This is a genomic window from Micromonospora sp. BS32, from assembly GCF_059089345.1.
In genome coordinates, this window is record NZ_JBSSHR010000012.1 from 1 (window position 1) to 11352 (window position 11352).

At 70.1% G+C, this 11352-nt stretch carries 10 protein-coding genes and 1 pseudogene; 6 read left to right on the plus strand and 5 right to left on the minus strand.

The window, feature by feature from the left end:
- Window positions 1–901 (plus strand): PPOX class F420-dependent oxidoreductase (locus AC5RWQ_RS18570; protein WP_494283967.1); only part of this gene is annotated, 901 nt, incomplete at its 5' end.
- A gap of 6 nt (window positions 902–907) precedes the next feature.
- Window positions 908–1798, plus strand: coding sequence for a hypothetical protein (locus AC5RWQ_RS18575; protein ID WP_494283968.1), 891 nt, complete (start codon window positions 908–910; stop codon window positions 1796–1798).
- Between the two features lie 80 nt (window positions 1799–1878).
- Here AC5RWQ_RS18575 and AC5RWQ_RS18580 read toward each other — a convergent pair whose 3' ends face one another.
- Window positions 1879–2232, minus strand: coding sequence for a nitroreductase/quinone reductase family protein (locus tag AC5RWQ_RS18580; protein ID WP_334488127.1), 354 nt, complete (start codon window positions 2230–2232; stop codon window positions 1879–1881).
- 101 nt (window positions 2233–2333) lie between these two features.
- On the minus strand, window positions 2334–3281 hold the full coding sequence (locus AC5RWQ_RS18585; protein ID WP_494283969.1) for a MerR family transcriptional regulator: 948 nt from the start codon (window positions 3279–3281) through the stop codon (window positions 2334–2336).
- A 299-nt stretch (window positions 3282–3580) separates the two neighbouring features.
- On the opposite strand from AC5RWQ_RS18585, the gene AC5RWQ_RS18590 reads away from it, so the two are divergent.
- Both AC5RWQ_RS18590 and AC5RWQ_RS18595 read left to right on the plus strand, forming a co-directional pair.
- Window positions 3581–4846, plus strand: a complete 1266-nt coding sequence (locus tag AC5RWQ_RS18590; protein WP_494283970.1) for a hypothetical protein — start codon at window positions 3581–3583, stop codon at window positions 4844–4846.
- Window positions 4847–4997: 151 nt separating this feature from the next.
- Window positions 4998–7151 (plus strand): MMPL family transporter, encoded by a 2154-nt coding sequence (locus AC5RWQ_RS18595; RefSeq protein ID WP_494283971.1) that lies wholly within the window; start codon window positions 4998–5000, stop codon window positions 7149–7151.
- Window positions 7152–7377: 226 nt separating this feature from the next.
- Here AC5RWQ_RS18595 and AC5RWQ_RS18600 read toward each other — a convergent pair whose 3' ends face one another.
- On the minus strand, window positions 7378–7581 hold the full coding sequence (locus AC5RWQ_RS18600) for a hypothetical protein (protein ID WP_494283972.1): 204 nt from the start codon (window positions 7579–7581) through the stop codon (window positions 7378–7380).
- Between the two features lie 146 nt (window positions 7582–7727).
- Between AC5RWQ_RS18600 and AC5RWQ_RS18605 the strand changes: the two genes are divergently transcribed.
- Window positions 7728–8537, plus strand: a complete 810-nt coding sequence (locus AC5RWQ_RS18605; RefSeq protein WP_494283973.1) for an alpha/beta fold hydrolase — start codon at window positions 7728–7730, stop codon at window positions 8535–8537.
- Window positions 8538–8718: 181 nt separating this feature from the next.
- Here the strand turns inward: AC5RWQ_RS18605 and AC5RWQ_RS18610 are convergent.
- A pseudogene (locus AC5RWQ_RS18610) lies at window positions 8719–9637 on the minus strand (DUF3427 domain-containing protein); the annotation flags it as partial.
- Between the two features lie 124 nt (window positions 9638–9761).
- Here AC5RWQ_RS18610 and AC5RWQ_RS18615 point away from each other — a divergent pair.
- A complete protein-coding gene (locus AC5RWQ_RS18615; protein WP_494283974.1) occupies window positions 9762–9953 on the plus strand; it encodes a hypothetical protein in 192 nt (63 codons plus the stop codon).
- Between the two features lie 111 nt (window positions 9954–10064).
- Here the strand turns inward: AC5RWQ_RS18615 and AC5RWQ_RS18620 are convergent, their stop codons facing one another.
- The gene (locus AC5RWQ_RS18620) at window positions 10065–11282 is read right to left on the minus strand and encodes a sigma-70 family RNA polymerase sigma factor (RefSeq protein ID WP_494283975.1); all 1218 of its coding nucleotides are present in this window, start codon (window positions 11280–11282) and stop codon (window positions 10065–10067) included.
- Between the last annotated feature and the right edge of the window lie 70 nt (window positions 11283–11352).

Genomic DNA, 11352 nt, shown 5'->3' on the forward strand with positions numbered 1-11352 from the left:
GGGGGTGGGCCGGCCGTCGGTCGGCTCCCCGTCGTCACATCTGCGTGGTCTGGTCCGTCAGGCGGGCATGAGAACCATGATGCGGGTCCTGGTCGCGCTGCTCGGCCTGGCGGCGATGGTCATCGGGGTGTGGGCGCTGGTGGCGCCTTCCTCTTTCAGCTCGGCGGTCGACTTTCCGCCCAGCGAGCACTTTGTGCACGACGTGGGGGCGTTCCAGCTCGGCATCGGGGCGACCCTGCTGCTGGCCCTCATCTGGTCCGACGCGCTCACGGTGGCCCTGGCCGGGTACCTGGTCGGTGGGTTGGCGCACACGGTGTCGCACGGGGTCGACGCGCACGTCGGCGGTAGTGCGGTGCAGACCTGGCTGGTGCTGCTGTTGGCCGTCCTGGCCTTGATCGCGCTGGTGATCCGCCTGCGCGAGCTGGGGTGGGTGGTCGGGTACGTCTCGCCCTCCGCCTCCCCGGCCTGGGCGCCCTTCCTGCGGCAGAAGACGGTGGTGTTGACGACGTTCAAGCGGGACGGGACGGCGGTGCCGACACCGGTGAGCATCGCGGTGGTGGGGGAGCGGGCGTACGTGCGCAGCTTCGACAAGGCGTGGAAGACGGTGCGGATGCGCAACGATCCGCGGATCACCGTGGCGCCGTCCACCACGCGCGGCACGCCGACCGGCCCAGCCATCGAAGCCACGGCCCGCCGACTGACCGGAGCGGAGTACGACCGGGCCGCCCGATCACTGGCCCGCAAACACCCGATGCTGCACCGGGTGCTCGTGCCGTTGATGCACCGGCTCGGGCGAGGCAGGACCGGCCGGACCGTCCACTTCGAGCTGACGCCGGTGACACCGACTGGACTTCCTGGAACCCTGGCGGGGCAGGCGGACGTCGAAGGGGTGCGGAGGTGAGCGGGGATGGGCGGACGGCGCTGGCTGCTATGGGTCACGGCGGTGGCCGTGCTGGGTGGCTGCGGCGCGACCGGCAGCGGCCCCGGCGGGGATGACCTGGACAGGTTGCGCCAGCAGGCCCACGATGCCCTGACCCGGTATGACCAGGCGGTCCTCGATGCCGGTGGGGCGCAGAACTTCGTGCCGGTCGGGGAGCTGACCGGCCAGCTCGGCGACTGGGAACCGGCGAACGGGGACAACAACAAGCAGGCGTTCCTGGCCGGCCGGGTCGTCCCCGCCACGGCGCTGCCCACCGCCGCGCAGTCGACCGGGAAGGTGGTCTGGGAGAACGGCAGGACGCAGCCGGTTCCCCTGATGTCGGCCGAGGAGGCACTCGCCCAGCTGAGAGCGGCGGGCGGGGACTGCGAGTGCGTACCCCTGGAGGTCACCGCCGCGCGCCCGACCACGGTCCGGATCCCCACCACCCGTGGCCCCGCCACGGCCCCGGCCTGGGAGTACACCCTCAACGGCACGGCGGTGCGGCTGACCCGGATCGCGGTCGCCCCCTCGGCCGCCATCGTGGTGACGCCACCGCCGTGGGGCCCCGAGTACCCGCACGGCGGGCTGGCGATCGAGTCGGCGACCGGGAGCACGACCAGCCGGCGGCTGACCGTCGCCTTCACCGGCTCCCCGGGCCCGGGCAGCCAGCCGTGCGGCGCCGACTACAGCGCGGAGGCCGTCGAGTCGGCCAACGCCCTCGTGGTGATCGTCATCGAGCGCCGCCACGCCGACGGCGAGGGGTGCGCGGATATCGGAGCGCGCCGCACCGCCACCGTCGACCTGGCGCAACCGCTCGGGGAACGGGCGGTCCTCGAGGTGCAGCAGGGCCTGCCGGTCGCGCTGACGATCACCAACTGACCGTCTCCGTGCAGTTGCCTCGCCGGGGCGGACGGCCTCCGGCCCGGCGACGTTGCGACGCCCGAAGGCGCGGCCCCGGGTTACCCGAGCGCGACCTGAACGGCGACGTCCCGCTTCGGGTAGCTCGCCTCCACCTGGTCCGCGCCGTACTTGTCGCGGAACATCTCCACGACGTGGTCGACCCGGTCGGGTTCGGTGATCGGGGTGGCGCTCGTGCTCAACGCCGTTCCGTTCGAGGACACCTGGATCATCGGTGTCTGCCGTACGTTCTTGTACCACTGGCTGTCCGAGCCGGTTATCGGGACCAGGAACAGGCTCTCTTCCTCCTGCACGAACCACACAGGGTGCGAAATCTGCCGCCCGGTCTTCCGGCCGGTCACGGTGAGGTCGATCTCGCTGACGCCCTCAAGGGCGTCCCTGATGGCTTTGGTCACGGTGTCCTCCGTCGATCAGTGCCGGAAGTGCTCCCGCTTCCCAGGCTAGGAGGCGTGGTGGGCGCGCGCCGCGGGTTCCGAGACACCAGCAGTAGCACCTGTCACGGGCACCTCACGGGTGTCCGGACACGCAAGGCTTCGATGAACCAGTCGAGCGCCGGCGCCAGGCTTTCCGTGGCAGGCCAGCCGTTGATCACCGAGAGCAGCTGGAGGTACCGCTCCCTGCGCGGGTCGTTCGCGGTCTGCAGCTGGATCAACAGCCGGTGCCGAAGGTCGCCGTCGTCGGGCCGACCGCAGACGTGCGCGTACTGAGCCGTGACTGCCGCGACGACCGGATCAGCCTGGGGCGAGGCCGGGTCGACGCCGGCTGCCAGGGCCGGGCCGACCTGGTCACGGACCACCGCGGCCGCGTCGCGGCGCACGCCCCGGCTGTCGCTCCCGGCGCGCTCCGCCGCATACTGCTCGGCCATGCGCCGCATGCTGGCGCGGAAATCCGGGTCCTGGGACAGTTCGGCCAACTCCACCCACGCCTCGACCTGCTCGGCCTCGGGATTGTCCGGCAGCTCGGGGGTCATCGAACGCATGATCCCCACGAATGCGGGATCGGCGTCCACACCGCCGAAGACGGTGTCGAGGAACTCGCCGATCAGGCGCCGCCGTTCAGTCTCGGAGAGCTTGGCCAGCCTGTGCATCAGATCCATCTCCTCAGGGGTTGACCCGCGCCTGGCCACCGCCGTCAGCACCGCGCGCCGCAGGCGCAGCATCCGGATCTGCACCGCCAGCGCGTCGGCGTGCGCGGCGGCGACCTCGGGTAGCGAGATCCCCCGGTCCACGACCTTCCGGATCGTGGCAAGGTCCAGTCCCAGCTCGCGCAGCGTCCGCACCAGGTCCAGCCGGGCGACAGCCTCGATCCCGTAGCGGCGGTAGCCGGTCGGGCTGCGGTCGGTCGGCGGCACGATCCCGCGGTCGGAGTAGAAGCGGATCACCTTGACAGTCAGGCCGGTCCGTCGAGCCAGATCACCGATCGAGTAGAGCGTCTCGCCGTCCATGCCCTCACCCTCGCGCCTCCCCCTACGGGAGACTCAAGCCCCCCGCCTTCGCGTAGTTGGTGGCGCCGCCTGTCAACCGAGCCCGAGCCGTATGCCCTGGTGGCCTGATCCGGGCTCCCGTCACCCCGCCCACCCGCCCCGTCCCGCCCGCCGGTCGCTCGCCGGAGTGGCAGGCCGCTTCCGTGGGTACGCGAACGGTGACCGATTCGGTCCGATGAGGAGGTGAGGGCGTGTCCTGGCCGGGCCTGAGGGGTTATACCCCACGCCATGCCGAATCATCTTCGCGGGAGGCGGCCCCGGTGACGGAGGCGGACAGGACCGGTTCGGGTTGGCGTGCCCGCTGGGCCACCCGGGAGAACAAGCGGCGGCGGCACGCCCACGAGGACGCCGTCGAGGCCTGGTGCCTGCGGGGAATCAAACTGCTCCGTCTGCGAGCGGCGGCCGAGGAGGTGCCGGCCGAATCGGCGGCTGTTCTGCCGGTGGAGCTGCCCGACCACGAGGTGGTCCTCGCCGTGCAGCCGGACGCCGAACTCGTCGACGTCGAGGACGGCCACGCCGACCTCCCCACACCCGAGCTCGCCGTCATCCCCGTCCAGCGAACGAAGCGGACCCGACGGTTGCCCAAAGGCGTGCGGGTGACCGACGCCGGAACGGCCGTGGTCACCGACCGCCGCGTGATCCTCTTCGGCCGCGAGGGCGATCTGGAGTGGACGTATGCGGAGCTGAGCGGCCTCGCGCACCACCCGGCGGCGCCGATCAGCCTGCTGCACAGCGTGAGCGGTCGGCCCGTCGCCGGCCTCCGGGTGCCCCTGGCCGCCGCGGCCCGCTTCCGGCTGCGGCTGACCATGGCGTACGCCGATTTCAACGGGCAGCGGCGCGTCGTCCTCGCCCGGCTCGACGACGCGGTGGCCGCCAACCGGCGGTCGCGGCCGCCGGCTCCGGCGGTCGTCACGGCGGAACACGCGCCGGCACGAGCCCGCCTCGCCCACCCCGCGATCCTCGCGGCCGCCGTCGCGCTCATCGCCCTGCCCGCGTACGCCATGACAGCCGACTCCGCTGGGCCGTCCGGTCCGCGCGGTGCGTTCCAGGGCGGCGTACCTGTTACTCCGGGTGCCCTGCCCCGCAGCGAGGCAGCGCCCAGCGCCGCTCCTACGGCGCCCGGCACGGCTGCTTCCCGCACAGCGGATCCCGTAGTCACGACCGGCACGCCGACTTCCGGTCCGGCCGACCCGGGCGCGCCCCGGCCCGTCCCGACCCAGGGGCTCGTCGACCCGGCGCCGGCTCCCACTGCGTCTCTGGGTACGCCTTCGTCGATACCTGCGGACCGGTGCGGGGCACCGGAGAATCCGTACGGCTACACCTACTGCGGCGGTGTCCTTGTCCGCGAGCCGGCTCCCGACGTGTGCAGCTGGTTCCAGTGTGTGCAGGGATTCTGGGAGGGCCGGGGGCACCTGACGGTGTGTGCGGACGGCCGGGTCGGCATGGTGGGCGGCAAGGCCGGCAGGTGTCCGGAGCGCGCCGGCAGGAAAGAGCCGGTGTACGTGTACCAACCAGTTACCGGCTAACACCCCCCGCGCCCCGCGCGTCCGAAAAGGATTGCCCGCGGTAGGTAGGATGCACACGGGGTAGCGAAGGCTGCCCGGCGGAGTGACGGGCGGGCGCCCAGAGGCGCCCCACGCCTCAGATGTCGGTTGTGCCGAACAAACGGGGGAAACCATGTTCGAGCGGCTGGGCAGATTCGTAGTACGCAGGGCCTGGTGGGTGATCGCCGGCTGGGTGCTGGCGGCAGTCGCCATCATCGTCGCCACGCCGTCGTTGAGCGACATCACCTCCGCCGATCAGGCCAACTTCCTGCCCCGCTCATACGAGTCCGTGCAGGCCATCGAACTCGCCAAGAAGGCGTTTCCGCAGCAGGCGACGGCGACAGCGACCATCGTGGTCAAGCGCGCCGACGGGCAGTCGCTCACGCCGACCGACGAGGCACGGGTGAGCCAGCTCGCCCAGTCGCTCAAGGCGAAGAACATCTCGCGCACGTCCGGCTACCTGACCGGCCCGCAGGCCGTGGCGCCGGACAAGTCGGTGCAGGTGGTGAACGTCGGGCTCGATGCGGTCACCCCGGACGACCCGGCGCTGCTCGACGCCGTACGCGATCTGCGGGCGGCCATCGGCCCAGGGCTGGCGGGCAGCGGGCTCACCGCCGGCGTGGCCGGCGACGTGGCGAGCTTCGTCGACAACGAGGACACCTTCAACAAGGCCTTCGCCGTGGTCGGCGTCGCGACGATCATCCTGATCATCGGACTGATCCTGATCATCTTCCGCAGCCCCATCGCGGCGCTGCTGCCCGTGCCGGTCATCGCCGTTGTCATGGCCGTCACGAGCGGACTCGTCGCCGCGGCGGGTAAGGCGTTCGATCTCAATGTGAGTCAGGATCTGCAGACGGTGCTGCTGATCGTGCTGTTCGGCATCGGCACCGACTACATCCTGTTCCTGCTCTTCCGCTATCGCGAGCGGCTGCGTGCCGGGGACGACAAGCGCACCGCGATGATGGTCTCCGTCGAGCGGGTCGGCGAGGTCATCACGTCGGCCGCGGGAGCGGTCATCGTCGCGTTCCTCGTGCTGCTCCTCGCTTCCCTGGGCTTCTTCGGCTCGCTCGGCCCGGCGCTCGCGATCGCCGTCGGCGTCATGCTGGTCACCTCGCTCACGCTCATCCCAGCGGTCGTCTCGTTGCTCGGCCGGTACGTCTTCTGGCCGTCCAAGGCGTGGCAGCGTGCCCCCAAGGCCACCATGGCGCGTCGCCTCGGCACCGTCATCGGTCGCCGTCCGGCGCTCGTCGCGGCGGCATCCGGCGCCCTGCTGGTCGCACTCGCCGCAGGTGTGTTGGGCTACAAGGCCGACTACGACTTCAGCGCCGGCTTCCCGCAGGACACCGAGTCGGCGAAGGCCGCCGCGGACCTGCAGCGCGGATTCGCAGCCGGTGCGCTCGCTCCCACCGAGGTCTACCTGACCACCGGCAACGGTCCGCCGCTGACCGAGCAACAGATCAGCGACTTCGCGGCGACCGCGGCGAAAGCCCCGGGAGTGGGCCGGGCGCAGCCGCCGGAGCGCAGCAGCGACCCGAGTGTGGCCCGGGTCAACCTGCTGCTCGACAAGAACCCGGTCTCCAACGAGGCGATCACGCTCGTCCGCGACGACCTGCGCGACGCCCTGCACGCGGCGGCCCCGCCCGGCACCCGGGCGGTGGTCGGCGGACCCACCGCGATCTTCGCGGACATCAACTCGGCGAACAACCGCGACCTGTCGGTGATCCTGCCGGTGGCGGCCGGCCTGATCGCGCTCATCCTCGCGCTGCTGCTGCGCAGCCTGGTCGCGCCGATCTACCTCGTGATAGCGGTGCTGCTCAACTTCGCCGCCACGCTGGGCGCCACGGTCTACCTCTTCCAAGGGCTGCAGGACAAGCCCGGGATCACCTTCCAGCTGCCGATCATCCTCTACCTCTTCGTCGTGGCGATCGGGACCGACTACAACATCCTGATGATCGCCCGACTGCGAGAGGAGGCGCGGGAGGGCAACGAGCCGCATGAGGCCGCCGCCATCGGCGTGGAACACGCCGGGCCGACGGTCGCGGCGGCGGGGCTGATCCTTGCCGGGACGTTCGGGGTGCTGATGCTCGCGCCGATCTCGTTCCTGCAGCAGATGGGCTTCGCGGTGGCGATCGGCATCGTGCTGTCGGCGTTCGTCATGTCGATGTTCTTCGTTCCGGCGCTGACCGCGCTGATTGGGCATCGGGCGTGGTGGCCGGGGCACGGCGACGAGCGACCGGTCAGCGGGCGGCACGTCGCGCCGGAGCCAGCGAGCGTGGCGAAGGCGTAGCGGGCGGCTTGACCGCTCGCCCTGCAGCGCCGGCCGTACCGCTGCCGTACGGCCGGCGCCCGTGCGCACTCCCGAAGCGGGCGTCGCCCGCCGGGTCCTTACGGCGCCGCAGCAAGCTGGGGGTGCCACTGTCGGATGACGACAACCGCCGCGTGCTCGCGGTGCTCGCGTACCTGAACGGCTGAGGCCGCTACCGGCATCCTGCGTGGCCAGACCTGGGCGGCGCTCAGCCCTCCCGATAGCCGATGATCGCGCGGCCGGCGGCGATCAGCGCGGTGGCGATGCGCTCGCGGTCGTTGAGGTAGGTGCCGCTCAGCGCGCCGTCGTGGAGCATCACCATCTGCAGGGCGGCCAGCTCCGAGTCGGGGTGGCCCAGCTCGGTCATCAGCTCGACCATCTGGCCGGCGAACCGGGTCCGGTGCTCGGCCATCGCGGTGTCGCCGCAGGTCCGGCCGTCTGACCGCTGTTGGTCGTCTCGCGGCCGCTCCAGAATGCAGACATCACCCAGATAGGGACTTTGGTCAGCGACAACAGCAGGCCGAGCGTGGCATTGCCGGACAGGAAAGCGAGGTAGTCGTGGGCCTGTTCCCGCACCGCGACGCGGAGATCTTCTACGAGATCCATGGTGGCGGCCCACCGCTGCTGCTGATTCCCGGCGGACCGGGTGTGTCAGCCGTCTACCAGGCGCTGGGTCACCAGCTCGCCGATCGCTGGACTGTCATCACCTACGATCTCCCCGGCCATGGCCGTAGCTCCGGCCCGCGCGACCGTGACAACACCGTGCGGGACCAGGCCGACCTCGCAGCCCAGCTCTTGGCCCACCTGGGTCACAGAAGGTCGACCGTCTTCGGGACGAGCTACGGCGCGGTCATCGCGGTCGACATGCTGGCACGCCATCCCTCCCTCGTGCAGGCGCTGGTCGTGCACGAACCCATCATGATCGAACTCTTGACCGACGCGCCCACCTGGCGTGCGTTCTTCGACCAGATCATCCACGCCGACGACACTGAGGCCGCCTTCGCACGGTTCATGGCCGCGGTGCATGCGGGAAGCGGCCCGGGTGAGGGCTTCATCCCACCGGCCATACCGCCGTTCTTGGGTGGAACCGAAGAACGGGCCTTCTCCCTGCGGCACGAGCTACCCCATGCGGTCAGCTACCTGCCAGACATCGCACAGCTTGCCCGCACCGGAGCGCCGATCGCCGTGCTGGCCGGCACCGAAAGCGAGTCCACGTTCTACGGCCAGAGCGCGCGTGAGCTCGCCTGCCGGCTGAACATCCCCTGCACCCCGATCAGAGGCGGCCACCTCGGCCACTTCATGCATCCCGTCAGCTTCGCCGCAACCCTAAGTCAGGTAATGGCCGATCTCACCAGCTCGCCCGCCTAGCGACACCACTCCTCGACGGAGAACGCGGCGACGTCGTCGGCCGCCTCCCACCCGCGCGCAACCACGTCAACGCCGCCCTGCTATCCCCTGAACCTCAGCCACCAGGTAGCGCGTTGTTCTTTCCCGAGGCCGGTCTCGCACCGCTGCTGAACGTCGATCGCGTTACGGGCGTGCGTCGCGGCTATGCGGCGATCGCCCGGGCGGCGGCGTACATCTCGGCGGGGAGCGGGTGCTGCAGGCGCCAGAGGATCCGCATCGGCCGGTCGCCGGTGTGCTCCTGGTACGTCATCGGCCCGACGTACAGGTATGGCGGCGCACCCAGGTCGCGGTCAGCGGCCTTGGTCTCCCGGACGAACAGGTGCACCGTTGACCCGCGCTCTGCATGGTGGATGTAGCGCTGCCCGGTCGCCGACGCCGACGACGTAGTGCTCTGCGACTCCCACTGGAACAGGCTGTCGGTGATGGCCCGGTCGGCGTACATGGTCGTGGGGGAGTAGTGCTCCTCGGACTTGACCAGCGTGACGAAGAAGAGGTCCGCCTGCTCCGACTCAAGCCATTTCACCCCCTCGCGCAGCGACCCCGGGTTCGCCATCCCGAAGGCCGCGCAGGCCTCGTTGCGGCTGTAGCGGGCGTGCACCCGCAGCGGCGCCCGGCCCGACTCCGGCGCCACCGTCACCCGGTGGATCCGGTCCCGCAGCACCTCAGTGACCTGGCGCAGCTCCGTGCAGCGCGCTGGCTCCGCCCAGAGCCGCTTCAGCATCGCGCTCGGTCAGCGACACCGACGGCCCCCAGAGGCTGAAGTGCAGCATGTCCAGCAGCCGGCCGCCGCCGGGGTGTTCGCCGCCTGCGACCCGGGCCAGCAGGTCCAGCCGGTCGACGTCGTCGATGTGCAGCATCCGCCCGATGGCCCGGCCGAGCTCCCGGTCGTCCGGCCCGCCGGCTGAGGTGTCGATTCCCGCCAGGCGCCGCAGGCCCGCCCACCCGCCGATGCTCGCCGACCGGTACACGTCCTCGATCTCCAGCCCGGACTCCCGCAGGCACTCGGCCAGGCTCACGTCGCCGAGCTGCCGCAGCTCCGCCACCAGGCCGTTCTTCTCGGCAGCCAGCTCACCGCCGCCATCACCGACATCGCCGACGACGACGGCGGCACCACGGTGACGTCCGCAACGTGTAGTGCCTGGGAGGATGGTCCGGACGACGGTGTGGTCGCGGTCGACGGAGCGGGTGCGCTTCACCGGCCTCACCGAGGCCGACGCCGAGGCCGTCCTCACCGCCGCCGCGGCGCACGACGCCTGTCTCAGCGGCGCGCCCGCCGACTGGGAGATCCCCGCCGGGCTCGTCGACCGCATCAGCTCCGTCACGTTCAAGCGCCTCCCGCGCGCTGGCACCGACCGGTCGCTCGTCAACGGGAACTGACGAGCTGGTGATCGTTTGCAGACGCGGCGCCGACGTGCGGGTACAAGTATCTTGCGGTGGTCGTTGGCCGCAAGGGTCTGTGGATCGGGCAGATCACCGTGCATTTGCGGATCAGGTCTCGGATGGCTCTTGACGTCGTAGCCACAAAGGGACGCCGTGAATGCCCATCCGCGTGAGGGCCGGTGCAATGCGCTTCTTGGCTCTGTTTTCGATCTGACGAACCCTTTCGCGGGTGACGCCGAGTTCAGCAGCTATGGCGTCGAGAGTCATGGGGTCGTCGCAGTCGATTCCAGCCCGCCTGGAAAGGACGAATGCGTCTCGTGGATCGAGCGTTGCAAGAGCTCCGCGAATGAGGCCCTCTAGGCCTCTGCGATCCATAATCTCCTCTGCGTTAGATTGCGTGTATACGACATCACTTAGAGTGAACTCGGGCGTCTCCGGTAGTGGTGAGTCAAGGGAGATGATCCCTCGAGCCAGCCGTAGGCAGGAGATCACCTCGTCAGGCAAGTAGCCAGTCAAGGAGCAGATGTCGAGGAGCCGTGCTGCACCCTGCTCCGCCAGCAGCTGATTGCGTACGGACACGACCTTGTTCATCTGCTCGACCTTGTAAACGGGTAGCCGGATGAGTCGTGCTTGGTCCGCTACGGCGCGTTGCAGTGCCTGACGGATCCACCAGGTCGCGTAGGTTGAGAACTTGAGACCCCTCGAGGCGTCAAACTTCTCGACGGCACGCATGAGCCCTAAGCGGCCGCTCTGCACAAGGTCGTCTTCCTCCAGCCCGCGCCCCGTGTGGCTCCTGACGATGGAGTGCACGAGGCGTAGATTATGTAGGACCATGGCGTCGTAGGCTTGGGCCCGCACGTCGGCGGCCGGCAGTCCCGCACGGTAGCGGTCCGGAAGATCATCGGCGAGCGGAATGGTGCCGCCGCGCATCAGGATTGCCAGCCCTGTCTCCTCCTCCGCGGTCAGGACCCTGTTCCAGGGGCAGCGGCGTCTGCGGTCCTGAACGAGCAGGCGCTGTGCCGCCCTGACCGCTGCGGCCAGTTCCGTCTCGTCGGTGGCCGATCTTCTGGTGGGGTGGGCGCCGTCCTGTCCGAGCCGCTGCCGTACGAGGTCCGCTCCATCGGGCACAGGCAAGCCCTCGGCCGGCAGCGGCACCGGGATAACGCCGGATGCTTTGAGCCGCCTTAGGACCTCGCGCCGTTCATCGTCGTCGGCGCCGACGAGTCGGAAAATTGACTCCAGCCGGTCCGATCCGATGCGGCCCGCCTGGACTCGCGCCACCGTCAGCCTGGTGATTCTTTCGAGTCGTTCCGCCCCCGCACCCATGGCCACAATGATGCTCCGGTGTGGCCTGACAGTGCACCCCTGGCCACAATGATGCTCCAGTGTGGCCTTA